The organism is Balneola sp. (genome assembly GCA_003712055.1).
In the GTDB taxonomy this organism is placed as follows: domain Bacteria; phylum Bacteroidota; class Rhodothermia; order Balneolales; family Balneolaceae; genus RHLJ01.
In genome coordinates, this window is record RHLJ01000001.1 from 322,670 (window position 1) to 342,480 (window position 19,811).

Annotated in this window: 21 protein-coding genes and 1 pseudogene; 17 read left to right on the plus strand and 5 right to left on the minus strand. The window is 40.1% G+C overall.

The genetic code is table 11. The features are described from left to right. The first annotated feature begins 137 nt into the window (after positions 1 to 137). The 7 genes from ED557_01460 (at position 138) to ED557_01490 (ending at position 8,995) form a co-directional block, all read left to right on the plus strand. Entirely contained in the window at positions 138 to 3,122 is a 2,985-nt protein-coding gene (locus ED557_01460) for a DUF2723 domain-containing protein (protein RNC85468.1), read from the plus strand. 54 nt (positions 3,123 to 3,176) lie between these two features. Continuing rightward, positions 3,177 to 3,623 carry a hypothetical protein gene (locus ED557_01465; protein RNC85469.1) on the plus strand — a complete coding sequence of 149 codons (447 nt, stop codon included), beginning with the start codon at positions 3,177 to 3,179 and terminating at the stop codon, positions 3,621 to 3,623. A 9-nt stretch (positions 3,624 to 3,632) separates the two neighbouring features. Next, positions 3,633 to 4,082: an rRNA maturation RNase YbeY gene (ybeY, locus tag ED557_01470; GenBank protein ID RNC85470.1), complete on the plus strand. Its 450-nt coding sequence runs from the start codon at positions 3,633 to 3,635 to the stop codon at positions 4,080 to 4,082. Between the two features lie 66 nt (positions 4,083 to 4,148). After that, a complete protein-coding gene (locus ED557_01475; protein ID RNC85471.1) occupies positions 4,149 to 5,288 on the plus strand; it encodes a DUF445 family protein in 1,140 nt (379 codons plus the stop codon). 173 nt (positions 5,289 to 5,461) lie between these two features. Then, a complete protein-coding gene (locus tag ED557_01480) occupies positions 5,462 to 5,752 on the plus strand; it encodes a GIY-YIG nuclease family protein (GenBank protein ID RNC85472.1) in 291 nt (96 codons plus the stop codon). A gap of 144 nt (positions 5,753 to 5,896) precedes the next feature. Further along, positions 5,897 to 7,549: a peptidase S8 gene (locus tag ED557_01485; GenBank protein RNC85473.1), complete on the plus strand. Its 1,653-nt coding sequence runs from the start codon at positions 5,897 to 5,899 to the stop codon at positions 7,547 to 7,549. Between the two features lie 6 nt (positions 7,550 to 7,555). Beyond that, complete coding sequence (locus tag ED557_01490; GenBank protein ID RNC85474.1) at positions 7,556 to 8,995, plus strand: NAD(P)/FAD-dependent oxidoreductase; 1,440 nt, start codon at positions 7,556 to 7,558, stop codon at positions 8,993 to 8,995. Between the two features lie 18 nt (positions 8,996 to 9,013). Here ED557_01490 and ED557_01495 read toward each other — a convergent pair whose 3' ends face one another. Together ED557_01495 and ED557_01500 are read right to left on the minus strand one after the other, a co-directional pair. Beyond that, positions 9,014 to 10,741, minus strand: a complete 1,728-nt coding sequence (locus ED557_01495) for a hypothetical protein (GenBank protein RNC85475.1) — start codon at positions 10,739 to 10,741, stop codon at positions 9,014 to 9,016. Between the two features lie 81 nt (positions 10,742 to 10,822). Then, positions 10,823 to 11,146 carry a DUF971 domain-containing protein gene (locus ED557_01500; protein ID RNC86137.1) on the minus strand — a complete coding sequence of 108 codons (324 nt, stop codon included), beginning with the start codon at positions 11,144 to 11,146 and terminating at the stop codon, positions 10,823 to 10,825. Positions 11,147 to 11,364: 218 nt separating this feature from the next. Between ED557_01500 and ED557_01505 the strand changes: the two genes are divergently transcribed. Both ED557_01505 and ED557_01510 read left to right on the plus strand, forming a co-directional pair. Next, positions 11,365 to 12,042: a hypothetical protein gene (locus ED557_01505; protein ID RNC85476.1), complete on the plus strand. Its 678-nt coding sequence runs from the start codon at positions 11,365 to 11,367 to the stop codon at positions 12,040 to 12,042. Positions 12,043 to 12,101: 59 nt separating this feature from the next. Further along, positions 12,102 to 12,590 carry a YajQ family cyclic di-GMP-binding protein gene (locus ED557_01510; GenBank protein RNC85477.1) on the plus strand — a complete coding sequence of 163 codons (489 nt, stop codon included), beginning with the start codon at positions 12,102 to 12,104 and terminating at the stop codon, positions 12,588 to 12,590. A gap of 78 nt (positions 12,591 to 12,668) precedes the next feature. Here the strand turns inward: ED557_01510 and ED557_01515 are convergent, their stop codons facing one another. Next, positions 12,669 to 13,094, minus strand: a complete 426-nt coding sequence (locus tag ED557_01515) for a CoA-binding protein (protein RNC85478.1) — start codon at positions 13,092 to 13,094, stop codon at positions 12,669 to 12,671. Positions 13,095 to 13,175: 81 nt separating this feature from the next. Between ED557_01515 and ED557_01520 the strand changes: the two genes are divergently transcribed. The 4 genes and pseudogenes from ED557_01520 to ED557_01535 all read left to right on the plus strand — a co-directional run bounded on the left by ED557_01520 (position 13,176) and on the right by ED557_01535 (position 15,962). Further along, positions 13,176 to 13,604 (plus strand): peptidylprolyl isomerase, encoded by a 429-nt coding sequence (locus ED557_01520; protein RNC85479.1) that lies wholly within the window; start codon positions 13,176 to 13,178, stop codon positions 13,602 to 13,604. Positions 13,605 to 13,658: 54 nt separating this feature from the next. Next, complete coding sequence (locus ED557_01525; GenBank protein ID RNC85480.1) at positions 13,659 to 14,807, plus strand: class I SAM-dependent RNA methyltransferase; 1,149 nt, start codon at positions 13,659 to 13,661, stop codon at positions 14,805 to 14,807. A gap of 15 nt (positions 14,808 to 14,822) precedes the next feature. Beyond that, positions 14,823 to 15,530, plus strand: a pseudogene (locus ED557_01530) (hypothetical protein). A gap of 27 nt (positions 15,531 to 15,557) precedes the next feature. Beyond that, entirely contained in the window at positions 15,558 to 15,962 is a 405-nt protein-coding gene (locus ED557_01535) for a hypothetical protein (protein ID RNC86138.1), read from the plus strand. A gap of 20 nt (positions 15,963 to 15,982) precedes the next feature. Here ED557_01535 and ED557_01540 read toward each other — a convergent pair whose 3' ends face one another. Further along, a complete protein-coding gene (locus ED557_01540; GenBank protein RNC85481.1) occupies positions 15,983 to 16,219 on the minus strand; it encodes a hypothetical protein in 237 nt (78 codons plus the stop codon). 185 nt (positions 16,220 to 16,404) lie between these two features. On the opposite strand from ED557_01540, the gene ED557_01545 reads away from it, so the two are divergent. From ED557_01545 to ED557_01560, 4 genes are read left to right on the plus strand one after another with little or no spacing between them, the layout of a single operon-like run. Next, complete coding sequence (locus ED557_01545) at positions 16,405 to 16,827, plus strand: MarR family transcriptional regulator (GenBank protein ID RNC85482.1); 423 nt, start codon at positions 16,405 to 16,407, stop codon at positions 16,825 to 16,827. A 1-nt stretch (position 16,828) separates the two neighbouring features. Next, positions 16,829 to 17,389 (plus strand): NADPH-dependent oxidoreductase, encoded by a 561-nt coding sequence (locus ED557_01550; protein ID RNC85483.1) that lies wholly within the window; start codon positions 16,829 to 16,831, stop codon positions 17,387 to 17,389. A gap of 10 nt (positions 17,390 to 17,399) precedes the next feature. Beyond that, positions 17,400 to 17,612 (plus strand): (4Fe-4S)-binding protein, encoded by a 213-nt coding sequence (locus ED557_01555; GenBank protein RNC85484.1) that lies wholly within the window; start codon positions 17,400 to 17,402, stop codon positions 17,610 to 17,612. Beyond that, the gene (locus ED557_01560) at positions 17,605 to 18,075 is read left to right on the plus strand and encodes a cupin domain-containing protein (GenBank protein RNC85485.1); all 471 of its coding nucleotides are present in this window, start codon (positions 17,605 to 17,607) and stop codon (positions 18,073 to 18,075) included. The genes ED557_01555 and ED557_01560 overlap by 8 nt, the downstream gene beginning before the upstream one ends. A gap of 95 nt (positions 18,076 to 18,170) precedes the next feature. On the opposite strand, the gene ED557_01565 is transcribed toward ED557_01560, so the two are convergent. Further along, positions 18,171 to 19,754: a hypothetical protein gene (locus ED557_01565; protein RNC85486.1), complete on the minus strand. Its 1,584-nt coding sequence runs from the start codon at positions 19,752 to 19,754 to the stop codon at positions 18,171 to 18,173. Positions 19,755 to 19,811 lie beyond the last annotated feature (57 nt).

The following is a 19,811-nucleotide window of genomic DNA, read 5'->3' on the forward strand; positions in this document are numbered from 1 at the left end:
AAAAAGCTTCGTTTTGAAGGGCAATTGCTTTGTAAATTCATACTATCAATTTTGAATAGATTAAGGCTATTCCTATCATTGTTAGCTAAATAAAAGGTTATTGCTCGACTTCAAAAAATCAGCCGGATAATACATACATGTTTTCAGATCATAAAGCGACGAATAAATATTTAGCCCTTTTTACGTTCCTCGTTTCCCTCATCATCTACTCGCTAACTTTAGCACCTACTGCCAGCTTCTGGGATGCTGGTGAATTTATTGCTGTTGCCCATGGCTTGCAGGTAAATCACCCCCCTGGCGCTCCATTGTACTCACTTATTGGACGATTGGCATCAATGTTTATGCCTGCAGAATACGTTGCTGTAAGCATCAACTTCATCAGCGCGCTTTCTTCTGCACTAACCGTGATGTTGTTGTATTTAATTGTTGTTCGATTGGTTCGTGAGTTTAGAGGGCACCCCGATGATATGTCGCTAATTGACAAAGTAGGCATGTATGGAGGAGCAGTTGTAGGCGCCCTAACTTTTTCTGTCACAGATACATTCTGGTTTAATGCAGTTGAAGCGGAAGTTTATGCCATGTCGATGTTTTTTACAGCAATCGTAGTGTGGCTTGCTCTGAAATGGTCAGAAAATCATGAGAAACCTTATAATGAGCGGTGGTTGGTACTCATAGCCTATATGTTTGGGCTCGCAATTGGAGTCCACCTCTTAAACCTGCTGGCTATCTTCTTTGTCGCTCTGATTGTGTATTTCAAAAAGCGGGATTTTACGCTTATTTCCTTTACGATAATGGGAGCAATTGCCGTTCTCTCATTCCTGGTAGTCTATCCTTTTACAATTCAGATATTACCTGATTGGTCTGGAAAAGTAGGTGATGTAACCTATGGTCTCATTGGCCCCCTCCTATTTGTTGTGATAGTGCTGGCATCACTCGCAGGTGGCATTTACTACACACATAAAAACAAGTACCGACTCGCGAATATCGCCCTGATCAGTTACGCGATGATTGTAATTGGTTATTCCTCTTACTCAGTGATTATGATCAGATCTATTGCTGATCCTCCGATTGATGAAAATGACCCTGAAACTGTAGAGGATTTCGTTAAGTACCTAAAAAGGGAACAATACGGAGACACCCCAATTTTTAGCGGAAGGAATTTTGATAATGTAACGGGACAGATAGATCAAAACGCTGAAGCACTGTTCCCACGTCGCCACTCTCCCGACCCACGGGATTTAGCATTCTACTCCAGATATGATAGTGATTGGGATTTCTTTTGGGAATACCAAATCAACCATATGTACATCCGCTATTTTAATTGGAATTTTATAGGCAGGGAAGCAGATATACAGGATACTGGATGGCGATCTGGTTTTGAAGAAGCTAAATACCCTAACAATAGGGCCAATAATGCTTATTTCTTCATTCCTTTCATCTTAGGCTTATTTGGAATGGTATTCCATTTCTCCTCAGACTGGAGGAGGGCCTCGGCTATTTTAGCCTTATTCGTAGTAACAGGTCTTGCAATCATTATCTTCCTTAATCAGGATCCCTATCAACCCAGGGAACGGGATTATGCCTACGTCGGATCTTTCTTTGCCTTTGCTATATGGATAGGTATGGGGGTTACCGGGGTCATTGATCTCCTTAAAAAATATACTAAAGAGAATGTTGCAGTAAGTTATGCCTTCATTGCCCTCTGTATTGCTGGTTCTCCGATACTAATGGGAGCACAGAATTGGGATGATCATGACAGAAGCAACAGGTACGTTGCTCCAGATTATGCAAAGAATCTACTCAACTCTCTTGCACCTAATGCAATCGTATTTACAAATGGAGATAATGACACCTTCCCTCTTTGGTATGCCCAGGAAGTTGAAGGGGTTAGAACAGACGTACGCATAGTTTGTTTGAGCTTATTGAACACCGATTGGTATATCAAGCAGCTAAAGAACCAATGGTCTCACGAATCTGCTCCATTACCAATCAATCTTACAGATGAAGAAGTGGATATAATCACTTCAAGAATTGATCGATGGCAACCAAAGAACATTAATATTCCTGTTGATAAAGAAATGCTTAGGCAGGCTTTCTCAGGAGATTATGAGTACAAAGAAGCAATTGGTGTAAAACCCGATACTTCCCTCCCTATTCTCCAAACAGGCACTGATTTCGAAATTCCTGTGGATTCTCTAGATAATAGTATGAACTGGAGAGTGAACGGGAGGCTTTATGGTCAAGATGCTCAAGGTAATGGCGTATACTATATGCAGGTTCAGGATTTAATGATTCTTGAAATACTTGAATCTAACGATTGGTTACGCCCTGTATATTTTGCTAACACTGTTTCTACCCCAAGTATGCTTGGGATGGAAGATTACTTCAGAACCGAAGGTAAAGCTTACCGCATTATTCCGAAGAAGACTGAATCAAGATACACAGGGTATATCGATCCTGAGATCCATACAAGAAGGCTTCGAAATTTTAGCTTTACAGAATGGAATAACCCTGATGTTTATTTTGATGAGAACATCCGCAGAATGCTTGGAAATTACCGGTATACCTTCCTTCAACTGGCTGAAACTTTCAAGTCGCAGAATCAACCAGACAGCGCCGCTCATTATTTAAAAATGGCAGAGGAAAAACTTCCATTTAGACCTGATGAAGAGAATTTCAACCTGCAGGCACTTTTTGCTACCAATTACATCACTCTGAATAGAATGGAAGATGCCGGTAGGTTAGCGTTGAAAATCAAAGATAATATTGAAAGGGAGTTCACAAATAGTTTTGAAAATTTCATGAGCGCTCAACTTAGAGTTGAAGAACTAAGTGCAGAATTTGATGCAGCTCGCCGAAATGGAGATATCAACAAACAGCGCAGGCTTCGTCCTCAAATCAATGCACTCGCTCAACAAGCGCAATCCTTTGGAGACGAAGTAATGCAGGTCAGACAATATCTTGCCATTACACAGTTTGCCTTGTATCGATCCGGAAATATTGACGAAGCTAATGAACTTGTCACTACCATAAATACTTTAGTGCAAGGTAGCCCATTTCCTCTACTTCCTGCTGACGAACAAGAAAGTACAGCAGAGATAACCAGATATGGACTTCTTTAAGCTAATTTTTAGTTAATCAGTTGTGTTGTATATTCACCGCAAAGAAATTGACTTATGATTCACCAGTTCACAAAAGAGAATATTGATACTATCGGAAAGGTATTGGGGGCTACTCCTAAACCTCTCGGGGAAGACGTTTTTAGAATTGAAGTAAAAAACGAAGAGGAAAACCGGAGACTTGCACTTGAAATCCACCTAGGATTAGATGTTAATGGTGAACAGATGAATATGGTTTCTGTTTACTCTTACAATACCTTCCTTCAACTCCATAATTGCACTGCCTTTGTTGCAAGCGATATCCTTCAACAAGTTACTTTTTTTGGTAAATCAGGAGATAAAACTTCGGGTCTTATTGTTGAACAGGCAGCAGGTTGCAGCCTTTATGCGAATGTGGATGAAACAATTATCTCCGGAGATTTCACTTCTCTTCCAGAAGATTTAATGATGTGTGGTATTGCTTTATCACTCACTGAAAGTATGGACGACGATTTCAGCTTCTAACTAAAGCTGATGGAAGAATCTGCATCCATCCTCCAACTTTTCAACGAACATGATTTCGCTCTTCCTTTCAGTGAAATTGAAGCTGAAAAACTATTAGAAATAATTTCTAAGGACCAAAAAGTTACCTTTTCTTTTGTTGAAGTAGCCTATGTAGATGAAAAAGAAATCATCAAGGTAAATCAAGAATTCCTATCCAAAGACTATGTGACCGATATTATTTCCTTCCGCTATGATGAAGATGAAACCAATCAATCAATTGAAGGAACCTTGTACTGTTGCGCCCCAAGAATTGAAGAACAAACCAGCGAATTTGGAGAATCAACAAAACGGGAATTTTTAAGAGTATTGGTTCACGGCCTTATTCATTTAATTGGTTTTGATGACCAAACTGAGACTGAGAAGGCAGAAATGACCCGCTTAGAGGATAAGTACCTTGACCTTTTCTATAAGTCATACTAAGACTGGAAAACCAAACTTTTTTTAATCCCCTTAAACTTTAATATTGCCTTAACGTAATCGGCGGGCATGGAAGAAATACAGGAAACGAAAAACAACAGCATCACAGAAAACAGCAAGAAGTATGCTGGCAAGCTTTGGTCGTTGATAAATGAACGTATTGAAAGCAAATCAAAGGAATTGGATGCTTCTCCAGTTCATATAGCTCCACCAAAATCTGAATCAAAGTTTAAGTGGCTTATCAAGCTTCTTTATGTATTCCCTCTCTTTCTCTTAGCAGGTTTTACAACCTCCTTTTTTTGGGATTTTAATTCTATCACAGGATCCATTTTTGGGTACTCTCTTAGTTTTGAAGGGCTTCTTCGAGTTCTTAGTATTAGCGGCTTTATTGGTTTCCTTACTAACTGGATTGCTATTAAAATGCTTTTCCGCCCTACGCATAGAAGACCCATTCTCGGTCAGGGTCTGATACCAGCACAAAAAGAAAGAATTGCGTTTCGGTTAGCCAGAGCGGTTTCTGAGGATTTAATTAATCCTGAGATTATTAAAAAGAAAATCCATGAGTCTCAGGCGATCACAAAATACCGGGAGAAAGCTACTGGTTATATAAAGGATATTATAGATGATCCTGATTTCCGTGACGATCTTAAGGAATTGGTTGTAGGTTATGTGGATGAAATGATTGCGGATCCTGAAGTCCGAACTACTCTTGCACAAACTGTAATCGACCAAATTGAAGGCGCTATCGAGCAAAATTCCTTTGAACGAGTGGCTCTGAAAGCATATAGTTTCCTCAAGGGCCAGGAAATGCAAGATATTGTAGAGGAAGCTCTGATTAAAGTACCCGTAGGTGTTGAACAGGGACTCAACAAGCTGGATATCTTCCTGGATGACCTTCCCAATCGCATCGAAAAACACAGTGGTACAATTGAAGATGTAATCACTTCCCTCCTTTATAAACTCATCAATCAACTAGATGTTCATGCACTTGTAGAGGATAACCTTCGCCAATACGATGAAAAAAGACTAGAAATACTTATCAAAAATGCGAGCAACGACCAATTGCAGTACATCCAGTATCTTGGTGCATTACTGGGCACCCTTGGTGGTTTTGTGATATGGGAGCCTCTTGTAAGTTTAAGTGTATTGGCCTTTATAATTCTTTTTACGCTCGGCCTTGATGCATTGCTGATAAAAGTAAAAGCTTAGCCTCTTTTGAAGTAAGAACATTGATCAATTATCAATTTTTCAATGTTCAATTTCTTACTTCTTATTTCCTTGTTCTTTATTCCTGATTTTCAGCCTATGCTCTTCTCCAAGGTCATCCTGAACTTGTTTCAGGATCTTTGTAAGGCTTAGCTCTGTAAAGCATCTTACAGAATATGAACAAAGGCTATGTATATTTTGTAACTAATTCTAAAAGATCAACGCTTTATATAGGGGTAACAAACGATCTTTCCAGAAGAATATGGGAACATAAAATTGGAAGCAGCTCTACTTTCACATCCAAATACAAACTTACTGTGCTTGTATATGCAGAAGAATTTGATTCGATCACAGATGCTCTTGCAAGAGAGAAACAGTTAAAGAATTGGCATAAAGACTGGAAATGGAATTTAGTAAAAGAGCAGAATCCTAAATTAATAGATTGGTATGAGACATTACAGGTATAGCTACAAGTTCAGGATGACCTATGAGTAGTGTAGCCTTGAGAAACACTTTAAAACCATTTTACGAGTCTTGAGTAGATTTCTTATCTCCGTTAAGTACTTTTATTCGTTATCTTAGACGATATTTTTCTCAATAATTCTTTAGGTATGTACTCACACTATCGATTTATATTCATCTTTTTGTTTATTGTAACCCTGGCATGTTCTTCTTCAAGAGAAGCGACAAATACTGCTTCACTGGAAGCACTATTATATGAAGCAGCCGAGTCAATTGAGCTGACTGCAACTGAGGATTGGCACCTCACTGGAACAGACCGGATTCCCTACTATGGTACCGGAGTTGAAAGAGCATATACTGAGCTACTCAAAGAGAAAAGTCCTAAGCAGGAAGTAATAGTAGCAATCATTGATTCAGGTACCGATGTAGAACATGAAGACCTTGCAGAAAATGTTTGGGTAAATGAAGATGAGATTCCTGGAAATGGGATCGATGACGATGGAAACGGCTATATCGATGACATTCATGGATGGAATTTTATTGGCGGACCGGATGGTAGAAGCGTTGATGAAGATACCTATGAAGTAACACGATTATATACTAAGCTTTCTGATATATACGCCGGAATAGATCCTGAAAAATTATCAGCCGAAGAAAAAGAAGAATATGAGTACTACCAAAAAATCGTAGCTGAATATGAGTACGAAAAGCTAGATGTACAGCAAAACCTAACTCAGCTCAAGAATATAGAGCAAGCCGTAATGGGTGCTAAACAAATACTTGGGGTATCAAGTATGGATTCACTCACAGCTGATCAAATCGAACCAAAGGTAACCGACGGCCCCTACCTTACTCAGGCTAAACAATTAGCTACCGTATTAAGAGAAAATGATATAACCGAAAATGATTTAAAAGAAGCTGTAGAACAATTCCAGGGACTAAACGATTATGGCATGAATCCTGACTTTGATCCAAGAGATATTGTTGGAGACGATTATGAAGATTTGACCAATCGTTTTTATGGAAATAATGATGTTAAAGGAGCTAGCTATGAGCACGGCACTCATGTAGCAGGAATTGTAGGAGCAGTAAGAAATAATGAAGTAGGCATAAATGGTGTTGCTGATGTTAAACTCATGATTTTACGAGCGGTACCGAATGGAGATGAACGTGATAAGGATGTTGCCAATGCTATCCGCTATGCGGTAGAAAATGGTGCGAAAGTGATTAATATGAGCTTTGGTAAAGGATACTCTCCGCAAAAATTCTATGTAGATGAAGCCGTTAAATTCGCCGATGAGCAAGGTGTTTTGTTAGTAAACGGAGCGGGAAATGATTCCGAAAATATTGACAGTACTGATTCTTACCCCAACAAATATTATGAGTCAGGTGGTTATGCAACTTCATTTATTACCGTTGGAGCGTCTTCTTGGGAACGAGGTGCAGACCTAACAGCAGTATTCAGCAACTATGGAGTTGAAAATGTAGATATCTTTGCTCCGGGAGTAGAGGTGTATTCTACCTACCCTTATGATGAATACAAAGCAAATGATGGAACCAGTATGGCTTCGCCAGTGGTAGCCGGAGTAGCTGCTTTAGTAATGAGTTATTATCCGGAACTGACTGCAGCACAAGTAAAAGAAATCATAATGAATACTTCCACCAAACCAAAAAATGGAGAAGTCTACTTACCGGGTACAGAACAATTGGTTCCCTTTTCAACACTTTCGGTTTCCGGTGGAATTGTTAATGCCTATGAAGCATTAATAAAGGCAGAGGAAATAACGAGCGGAACCAATTAATACCTTTTGAGCAAAATCACCAATCCAGAATTCGACGCAGTAGTTGTAGGTTCGGGACCCAACGGACTTTCAGCAGCGATTCGCTTAGCCCAGGAAGGCTTATCCGTTAAGGTGATTGAAGCTGAGGATACCATTGGTGGAGGTACTCGCACTAAAGAGCTTACAGAACCTGGATTTCATCATGATGTTTGCTCCGCAGTACATCCAACTGCTGTTGCCTCCCCTTTTCTCTCTACCCTCCCATTAGATCAATATGGACTAGAATGGATCCATCCTGAAGTTGGAGCGGCTCATCCTTTGGAAAATGGAGAAGCTGTTCTTGGGTATCGCTCCATGACCAAAACATTGGAAGGCCTCGGAACAGATGCTCAAAGTTACGAACGACTTTTTAAAGACTTTATTGAGGTTTGGGATTCTCTAAGAAATGATTTGTTCGGGACTCTTCGCAATCCTCAAAGCCCACTTACCATGGCTCGTTTTGGATGGTATGGAATGTTTTCAACTACGCATTTAGCTAACTCACTCTTTAAAACTAAAGAGGCCAAAGCCTTTTTTGCGGGAATGGCTGCCCATAGTATTATTCCACTCGAAAAAGCCTTCTCAGCCTCTTTTGGATTAGTTCTCTCTATTACCTTGCATGCGGTAGGCTGGCCGATCGCAAAAGGTGGTTCTTCGAGAATTACTACGTCCATGGCAGAGTACTTTAAAAGTCTAGGTGGAGTGATTGAAACCGGAAACCGAATTACAAAACTAGCCGAAGTACCTAAAGCAAAAGCGGTACTCTTTGATTTAACTCCTCATCAAATCGCTCGGATTTGTGCTGATGAATTACCCGATGGATTTAAGAAGAAATATGAAAATTACACCTATGGTCCGGGCTGTTTTAAAATCGATATCGCACTTTCTGAACCAGTGCCCTGGTTAAATGAAGGCTGTGGTAAAGCAGGCACTGTACATCTTGGAGGAACACTGGAGGAGCTTGCTCATTCAGAACGGGAAACATGGAAAGGTAATTACGCCGAAAAACCTTATGTACTTCTCTCCCAGCCTAGTTTATTTGATGCCACAAGAGCTCCAAAAGGTAAACATACCCTTTGGGCCTATTGCCATGTACCAAATGGCTCAGACCGGGATTGCACCAAAGACATCCTAAATCAAATCGAGCGCTACGCTCCTGGGTTTCGGGATACCATCATCTCTTACAATACCATGAATGCGCAACAAATGAATGCCTATAATGAGAATTATATCGGCGGTGATATTAATGGTGGAGCGCAATTCTTTAAGCAGCTTGTTGGTCGTCCAATCATAAAATGGAATCCCTATACCCTCCCCATTGATGGAGTTTATATCTGCTCCTCCTCTACTCCTCCTGGTGGTGGTGTACATGGAATGAGCGGCTATCATGCAGCCATTTCCGCTTTGAAAAGCGAATTCAATTTTTAATCAACTAAAGATCAATCATTAAACCATTGAACTCAGATATTCCTTTAACTCTGTGTCTTGCGAAATATCGAGTTTCTTTTTCAGTCGGTACTTTGCTTGAATAACGCTTCTTGGATCAATACTCAGAATTGTAGCGATTTCCTTGTTTCCCAAATCCATTTCTACCAAAGAAGCTATTCGAATATCGTTTGCAGTAAGTCCACGCTCCAGGTTTTCCAGTTTTGCAAAGAAACCTGCATTAGCCTGTTCTATTTTTGAAAAGAGAATTGGCTCGTCATCCGTAAGTTTCATGTTCGAATGCATAGAAAAAATAAGATCAGAAAACTCTTTCCTACCCTGAGAAGTAGAGACATGTCTTTTAATTCTCTCAAGGTCGCTTTGTACTTCAGAAATAAACCTGTTTTTCTCGGTGATAAGAACTCCATAATGCTTGAGTTCTGTTTTTAATGAATCCATTTGTAATCGTTTCTTCTGAGCTTTTCTTCGGAAATAAAGCAGTGTCAGAAGAGAAACCGAAATAATAAGAACAAAGCCTACAACCCCTATAACAATGCTGCGTAAGTTGGCTAGTTCATTTTCAGCTTCCAGTATTCTTATTTGAGCTTCTTTCTTTTCGGTTTCGTAAATAGTTTCAATCTCCGAAATTCTTACCGCCATTTCTTCTGAATACATACTATCTGACAACACACCAGCTTTCTCAGAATTAAGATAAGCTTCACGGTAGTTTCCAAGCTTGAACTCGAGTTGGGCCATAAAATCAAAAGCTTCTAACTCCAGTTCTGAATCTTTATCCTCGTCTTCACCAATAGTTTTAAGTACAATTGTAAGCTGTTCTTTTGCTTCTTCTGGTCTTCCCAGTTTGTCTTCAATAATAGCAATGTAATATAAAATTTCTGCTTCCTTAGCCTGATTTCCAATGTCTCGGGAGTATATAAGCCCCTGATTGAAATCCTCAAGCGCTCCATCAAAATCTTCAGTGTCTTTCTTGATCCTTCCACTTGTGGTATAGAGGCCAGGTAAATAGACCAAACGCCTATATTCCAATGCATTCTCAATTCCCAGATCAACAGAAGTACGAGATTTTCCAAGTTCCCCCATCTCATATTGTGTGATTGCTAAATTTGAGTAAACCATCGATAAGACTGGTTCAGATTGAGGATTACTTAATACCTCTAATGCATTTTGATAATGCTCCATTGCATTGGAATACAGCTCCTGTTCCAAAAACAAATTCCCAACATTGTTATACATAATCCCCATTGACTGTGTATTTCCGAACTTCTCAAAACTATCCAGTGCTTCCAAAAAGCTTTCAATAGCTGGCTCATAATTATCCGTAACAGCATAAATAGTTCCTATTGAAGCATTGATGATAGCAATCCCTACCGGATCATTAAGCTCCTCATACAGTTCAAGTGACTTTTCAAAATAGAACATGGAACTATCATTTTTATCCTGAGAAAAATAGGTACTCCCTAGTCTTCTGTATGCATTAGCTTCTCCTTTTAAGTAACCAAGTTGTTCTGCTAATCTCAGAGCCTGAAAGGCGTAAGATCTTGCAGAATCCGGATACCCTCTATAAATCTGGCGAACGATCTCGTTAAGATTGTCCACCCGAGAAGTATCTATACTATTATCAGTTTGGAGCCACTGAATAAGCGAATCGGCTACAGGTTGACGTGCCTCAACTCTGTTACCCCCTAATACCAGAAGTAATACTAATACCAGACCTACGTATTTTTTCATACATATTCTAATAATGACCCGCCATAAAATAGAAAAAGAACTCCACTCATTCCAAAGAACAGATATAATTTTAACAAAGTGCTAGGACTTTTCTTGAGGATCAAGCATCCTAAGCGTTTCCCAACGGTACATTCCCGCATTATGTCCATCCAGCCAGGTGATTTGTATAGCATGATTCCCAATAGGTTTTATGCCTTTAATATCCATTAATGGGGGATTTTCGATGAGAAAAGCTTCAGGTTCAAATTCATTCATTTTTGCATGGCCTCCCCTGCAAGCAACACAAGGGCAGTTTTTTCTAAGTCCGTAAAGCGGGTATTCAGACTTATGTCCATCCTCCCAGGTAATCTCCAGGAGCTGTTGCTTGTTATCTACCTCAATGTTCGTAGGTGTTGTAGAATTCATGGTGATAAATATAGCAATCATTTTGTTTCCTCTTAAGAGTTCATCCTAAGCATACCTGCCTGTCCTCCGTATGAGCACTTCGGAAGGCGGGCGAAGGATCTAGTCATAGACCCATTTAGATTCTTCGGTAAGCCTCAGAATGACCAGGAAAAGAGATTAGTTGAGCTACAACAAATTTCTCGCTTATATTTATCAATAGTTTTCAGTCCAAAAAAACAATGATCTGGATAATTTTATCTACTCTTATTACATCTCTTTTAAGCCTTTGGTTTGGGTATAAAAGACTCCTCCATATTCATGACCTTAGCATCCGGAATGTATTAGTATCGATCACTATAGGAATACTGACCTACTCGATCATGCTTTATCTATTTAAAGTTGACCTTCTTTCTGAAGCTGTTTCTGGAGCAATTATAACCAATGTTTATGCTTCTATTTTTGGGTTTTTCTCAGGAGCCGCGTTAAATCAATATCAAATCCGCACTAAATCTGGCAAAATCGTTTATGTGCATCGTAGTTTTATTTCGGAATATGTCCCGGTTATTATAGCCCTGGCTCTTATCCTGTTTAGTCTCTATCGATCCGGATTACTTACCGATCTTGCCATTACGCCCATAAGGGTTACTTCAGGTCTCTCCTTCCTGGGAATTGGCTTATGGGGAATCACGTTAAGACTGGTTCCTGAATTCAGAGAACAGGGAATCATCTTACTCGATACTTGCATTAACTGGGAAAATTTGATTAACTATCAATGGTTCTCCGAAGTAGTCCTTGAAATTGAATATGAATTAGAAGGCTCAATTAAGCATTTCAAAACACTCATCCCTCCCGAAGACCAACCTGAGGTCGAACGCCTACTTTCTAAAAAAATGAGAGAGAAGGTTGAAGAATTTTGAATTTTAAATTTTGAATTATCTATATCTTAATTCAAAATTTAAAATCAAAAATTCTAACCATGGCTTCATTCGACATCGTTAACGAAATCAATGCGCAGGAAGTAGATAATGCGGTTAATAATACACTCAAAGAGATCAACACTCGCTATGATTTCAGGGGGTTAACTACTGAAGTAAACTATCAAAAGAAAGAAAACAGAATTCACCTGGTGGCAGCAGAAAGCATGAAGATGCAGGCAGTAAAAGAAATGCTGATCCGGAATTTTGTGAAGCGGGGCATTGACTCAAAAGTACTGGAGTTTGGAACCGAAGAAGGAACTTCTCATGGAGCAGTTAAGATGGATGTTATCCTTAAAGAAGGGATCGATCGGGAAACGGCAAAAAAGATTGTGAAAGAGATCAAGGATCAGAAAATGAAAGTTCAGCCACAAATCCAGGACAACCAGGTTCGTGTGACTGGCAAAAAGATCGACGACCTTCAATCTGTAATCCAGTATATGAAAGGCAAAGATATGGGTGTGCCACTTCAGTTCGTGAATTTTAAGTAGGGCAATTAAAAATGAAAGATGAAAAATTTAAAATGAGCTCCTCTATTTTAAATTTTTCATTTTGAATCCCTAATTCACTCACCGCAGATGATCCAGTTCTACCATGATACACCGATTGCGGATATAAGGAAGGCTTTCCTTCTCGGCTAATAGTTCTGCTCCAGGAAAAGAAACATCCAACTGAGTCCATATTACAGGATTTTGTCCCGTCTTTTTTTTCCACTCAATCACTTCTCTAACTACTCCTTCAGTATGAATAGATCTCCGAAAAATATTCACAATATCAATGGTTATATCGCCTGGAATGTCTCCTAGTTCCGAATAGCATACTTCACCCAGGATTTCCTTTTCCTTCGGATTCACAGGGATAACCTGATACCCTTTTCTCTTCAAATAACTTGCTGCATAATTACTGGTTCGATATGGATCAGGTGAGCAACCGATGACCGCTACGGTTTTGGATTCTTTTAGTACTTCCTGTGGATTTACTCTTAACATGGGCATAATTCGGTAACAAATATCTAAGAGCGAAGTTCCGTATCTTTGACACTCATTTCAATTGCTAATATTTAATACACGAATAATTTGTCTACTATAAAAAACGGAGACACCGTTCAGGTCCATTACAAGGGCACTCTTGAAAACGGTGAAGTATTTGATTCTTCAGAAAACAGAGACCCGCTACAATTTACTATGGGAGCTGGGCAACTCATCCCAGGATTTGAAAAAGCGGTGATGGGACTACAGGTTGGAGATACTACTAAAGCAGAAATTCCTTGTACTGAAGCTTATGGAGAGCACAATCCTCAGATGGAAGTAACCATCCCGAAATCACAACTTCCTGCTGATATGGAACCAGTTGTTGGTTTACAGCTACAACTCAACCAACCAGATGGACAACCTATTCCCTGCCAGGTTACCAAAGTTGAAGATGAAGAGGTTACTATTGATGCTAACCATCCACTTGCAGGCAAAGACCTCATCTTTAACATCGAGATCGTTTCAATCAACTAATTCATAAAGTGATGAGGAGAAACTCTCCTCATCGCCTCTCACCTTTCCAGACTCTTGGCCGACTTCTCCCTCTCTTCCACCATTTCCGTTACCTGTCCTAAAGGCATCAATTCTTATTTAAAGAAAGAATTAGAACTATTAGGACATAAGGTTCTTAAAGAAAGAATCGCAGGTGTTGAAATTGAAGGCTCTCTCAGAGATTGTATGAAGCTGAATCTAATGCTAAGAACAGCTCATAGGGTTCATTTTCTATTGGACTCTTTCAAAGCGGAAAATGCTGAGCAGTTAGAACAAGCCTTAAAACGTATCGCCTGGGAAAACTTTATCGATAAGCATGGCTATGTAAGCGTGACTTCTTTCATCAAGAATAAAAGTATCACAAATACCCAGTTCGCTAACCTTAAAGTAAAAGATGCCATTGTAGATCGAATCAGAATGACTCGTGGCGCTCGCCCGGATTCCGGTGCCGATTTATCCAAAGCAGTGGTGTTTCTGTTCTGGAAAGGAGATTACGCCTCTATCTACCTGGATACTTCCGGGGAATCCATTTCAAGGCGTGGCTACCGGATGAATAATCATACGGCTCCTATGAAGGAAACTCTGGCGGCTTCTATCCTTCTGGCAAGTAATTGGGAGCCGGGGCAGCATCTTATTAATCCTATGTGTGGAAGTGGAACCATTGCCATTGAAGCAGCACTGATGGCTCTAAACCGGCCACCAGGACAGCTTAGGCCGAATTATGGGATTAAGCACCTTCTGGGATTCAAAGAAGCAGAATGGAATGAGCTTCGATCAGAACTAAAGCAACAATCTCTTAAGGATTTCCCAAATCATAGCCGGATTCTAGCTACTGATAATGATCCAAAAGCCATAGATGCTGCTCAACGAAATGCTAAGACTGCCGGAGTTGACCATCTTATTGAATTTAGGGTGTGTGATTTCCAGGATACAGAGGTCCCTTATGGTGATGGAGCTGTTATTCTCAACCCTCCTTATGGTGAACGTATTGGTCAGGATCTTGAGCTTGAAAGTCTTTATCGGGCGATTGGGGATTTCTTCAAAAGAGATTGTCAGGGTAAATGGGGTTATGTATTCACCGGGAATTTTGGATTAGCCAAAAAAGTAGGCCTTCGCTCAAACCGCCGTTTAGAATTCTACAACTCTACTATTGAGTGCCGTTTGTTGGAGTATGAGTTGTATTAATAGTACACTCGTATTATGAAAATCTGGAAAAAAGTTTTTCTCGCGATATCTATAGTCCTAATAGCATGGATTACAATATTATCTTTTCTGGAGTACTCATATCCATCAAAAGAAGAGATTAAACTTAGGGTAAATTATTTGGAGCGGGTAATTACAGAACCTTTAGATTCTAACTCTGAAATCGAAGAATTGGGATATGAAAATCATGAATGGATGCTCTTTTCTTATTCTTTCTCGACCTATGCCTTTACTAATATTGCCCAAAATGATTCTACATTTAATGCACAAGTAGTTCCACTAATTAAAGAATCAATAAATAAAGTTCTGGATAACAAGATATATGGGAATTATGGGATAGAATATGAGAAACTAATTTCTGACTCTATTCCTGACTATTCTGTTTTGTACCTGGGGCATTTGAATTTGATGCTGGGTAACCTAAGATTGATATCTAATGATACTACTTACAACAGGTTAAACGACAGAATATCAAAGTCGCTGTATGAGCGATATAGAGATACTGAGTTCTTAAGTCTTGAGTCTTATCCCTACTCTATCTGGATTCCAGATAATACCGTTGCACTAGCCTCGCTTAAGCTACATGATATGAACACAGGAAGCTCATATGATAGTGTGAGTGATGATTGGGTAGAGTATTCAAAGAAGCATTTTATTAATGAGGAAACCGGTGTTCTTTACAGTACTATTGACCCTCATAGCGGTGTAGCTGAAGAAGAGCCAAGGGGATCAATGCTTGGTTGGAGCATCATGTTTATTTATCAATTTGATGCAGATTATGCCAAAGATTTATATGCCAACTATAAGAGACATTTCAGTAGAAACTTTGGAGTCCTAAGGTTATTTAAAGAGAGGCATAATGTTTCAACTACAGATATTGGTGATATCGACTCAGGGCCAATATTAGCAGGGTTTAGTATTCCGGCAAATGAGTTTGCTCTTGGTAATGCTGTCTTGGCAGAGGATTATAAAACAGCAAGGAAACTTCAGAGGCTGATTAGATTAGGTACCTCCAGCATAAAGGAGGAGAATGAATTCCGATACGAGCCTAGGCTTATCGATTTTACTATTAGCCCAATGGCTGAAGCTTTGGTTCTTTATTCATCCACCATTACTCAATGGACTAAGTATAACTAGCCAAAAAAGTAGGCCTTCGTTCAAACCGCAGACTGGAATTCTACAACTTTACTATTGAGTGCCGTTTGCTGGAGTATGAGTTGTATTGATTCTTTTTTAAAGTCATTCTGAGCCCGCCTACGCGAAGCCGCTTCGGCAAAGGCAGGCGAAAGCGAAGAATCAACTAGTTCCGTTGATCCTTCGGCAGTAGCCTCAGGATGACTCTTTTTTTTCTTCTCATTCCCCTCTACGTCATCCCGGGCCTGTCCGCCGAACAAGTCTTTGGAAGGCGGGCTTGACCCGGGATCTGTAGAGAATTGAACGTTGATATAGCACTAGCTTTATCAAAGCATTTCCTTTAACAGATGCTGAAACGAGTTCAGCATGACCTGATTAATTGAGTCTTGAATAAATGAATAAATCAACATATTTTAACTATTGTACATACAATAGTTGTATACATATGAGTAAACAATATTATTCAGCGATTTACCAAATCATAACCACTGGCCATTGGATTACCGACCAGGTTACGAAAGAACTCAAAGAGTTTGGGATTTCGGAACCTCAATTCAATGTGCTTAGGATTCTAAAAGGAGCTAAAGGCTCCCCCTTAACTGTTGAAACCATCCAAAAAGGCATGGTTCAAAAAAGCAGCAACATAACCCGTCTTATTGATAAACTAATTATCAAAGGACTTGTGGATAGAAAAGAATGTGCTGAAAACCGTCGAAAGATGGACATAACTATTACCGAAGAAGGAAGCTCACTCCTGGAAACATTAAATAAAAAAGTAGACGAGCTCCATCACCCCATGATGGACAACCTTAGCCCGGAGGAATTGGATAGTCTCTCCTCTCTTATTATTAAACTGAAATCAAACTGATATGAAGAAACGAATTCTTGCTTTCGGAGCAAGCAGCAGTAAAACATCTATTAATAAAGCATTCGCCGAATTTGCAGCTAATACTATTGAAAATGCTGCGGTAACTATGTTAGATCTCAATGACTTCGAAATGCCAATCTACAGCATCGACAGAGAACGTGAATCAGGTATTCCTGAACCTGCGAAAAGATTTAAAGAGGAAATAAAACAAGCTGATGGCCTGATCATTTCCTTTGCTGAGCATAACGGCTCTTATACTGCTGCCTTTAAAAATATTATGGACTGGATTTCCAGGTTAGAAGGAAGTACCTGGGAGCATAAACCGATGCTGCTTTTATCTACTTCACCAGGAGGCCGGGGAGCAAAAACGGTACTAAATACGGCCTCAACGAGCTTTAAATTCGGAAATAGTAAGCCTATTTCTTCCTTCTCTCTCCCCTTTTTCAACAAGAATTTTGATAGAAATGAAGGAATTCTCGATCAAGAACTTGGAGAGAGCTTTAACTCTGAGCTTGAAGCTTTCGTTACCGCAACTGATGCAGAACAATTAATCACCACCTGATTTTAGAATTATGAAAACTTACCGCAAAGGAGATATAAAAATTGGTTGGGATCCATCTATTTGTGTCCATGCTGGAAATTGTGCCAGAGGGTTACCAGAAGTATTCAAACCTAAAGATAAACCCTGGATTACTCCTCAGGGAGCTACCAGAGATCAAATCATTGAGCAGGTCGCGCAATGCCCTTCTAAAGCATTAACTATTATTTATAACAACCATGAGTAATTCGATAACTGTTGTTCAGCCAAATGATGACCATAAAGTGATTTATGGTGCGGGTGATGAATATCATTACCTGGCAACCGGTAAAGAAACAGACGGACAATACTTTGCCAATTTAAGCGTGGTTCCTCCCGGAGGCGGCCCTCCTCCTCATATTCAAACCAGGGAAGAAGAGTTGTTTTATATCCTGGAAGGTGAAATCACCTTTTATGCAGAAGGTAAAACCGCTGTTGCTGATCCTGGAACTTTTCTGAATGTACCCAAAGGAGTACGGCACAGATTCAGGAATGAATCAGATAAGGATGCGAAGATGATTATCCTGTTTTCTCCAGCTGGTCTTGAGGAAATGTTTGACGAGATGGGAACCAATGAAGCTTCTTATAAGGAACATCCTAAAGGGGTACTTTACGCGTTGAATGAAGCAGGTGCGAAGTACGGTGTTCAGTTTTTTGAAGAGGATGAGTAGTATTTATAGGTCATTCTGAGCGAAAGCGAAGGATCTATATGGGTTGAAGCCGCTTAGATCCTTCGCAGGTATGCTCAGGATGACAAATAAAAAACCTAAAACCTACTCCCTCTTATCCAGGTATCGGATCGGGCCCAGCTTTTTTCGAAGGCTTCTTCTAGTTCTGAATCGGTTTTCCCTTGCCCTTCCAATGCTTCTAACAACCCGAAGTAAGACCACCCATTATTCGGATGATCTTCCAGTTCAGCCCGAAAAACCTCCTCTGCTTTTGCGTAATCACCTGATTCGAGAAGTGCAGCTCCCAGCCAATGCCTGGCTGCAAAGGGTAATGGTTCAGGCTCATCATACTGTAAGGCGTCGTCGAACTCAACGGCTCGCTCAAAGGCTTCGATTGCTTTGAGAGTATCTCCTTTTGTTAAGTGGATCTCTCCTTCCAGGATTCCACCAACAGTTCCCAGCAAGTTATCCGCAGGGTGAAAACGAAATCTTGAGGTAGACTCTTCGGCTTTTTTCAATACTTCCTCTAAATATTCTTCAGCTTCTTCGATGTCACCTTGCTTTAAATGAGCATAACCCATTGAAAACTCCCACATACCCTCGGGGATATCTTTGTCGTCTGTTTTTTCGACCTTTAGGGCTTCATCAAACCGACCAAACCGAATGAGTGTAAGTGATTCGTACATATGATTTCCAGTCAGCTTGGTGTAATCACGACCGCCTTGAGTGGCTACCCCACTTTGTCCATCCATAGAAGCCGCAAATAGTAGCATATGAAGGTTATGACTTGGGTAAATTGCAAAGCCCTCGCCTACCGCTGCTTTTTGATCAGAATGCCAGGCCATAATATTAGCACGAACAGCATCACCCCAACGCCCAATCTCATTCCAGGTATGAGAAGGCATATGATTGATATGGCTGGCTCCCGGAATCGAAGTACCAATATATTCCGAACAAGGCTCTGCTAACCCAGGATCAGTGGTAGATTCTGTAGCATGAATGTACAAATGACAGGCTCCGACATGCTTAATATCCTGTTCTAATACACTTTCCAATACCTCATGGATTTTTTGTAAATCAGGGTCATTCAAATCTCTGGTCCCTCTTCTGGGTTCTAACAGGAATAATGCTTCTCCATAAAAGGTACCAGCATCCAGGTCATCCGGATATTGCTCATACACTTCTCTCATCGCATTAGCATAAGCAGTATCTCTTCTGGTTTGTTCATCAGAATCGAAGTCTTCGGCATAGCGAACCAACATAGCATCTATAAAAGCCTTCTCATTTTCTGAGGCATGTCCCTGATCTGCCAGTTCTTTCGCCTTTTGGATAGCAACATAAGCTCTTGGAGACTCCGAGGCCCTCATTTTTCCATTTAAATAGGATCCCCAGGCCCAGGCTTCTCCCCAATAACAGATTGCACAATTCGGATCATTTTTCCATGCCTCTCTGAACGCCCTAGCTCCATCCTCTTTGGTAAAGGCGTACATCATTTGAAAACCCTGGTTAAAATACTTTTGAGCCATCTCGTTGGTCGAAGAAATAGGACGCTCAAAGTCACCAAGTGCTTTTGTATACAACGGAAATGGTTCGTCAAACTCAGGAGGGTAAGTAACATCCGAATCTTGAGCGAATATTGATGAGCTGAATAAAAACACTGCTAGCAAAAAAATTCGAGGCATTTTAAGTCAATTGATTGCAAATTTCGATTGGAAGCTAGCTCAAAATGTGGGCATCAA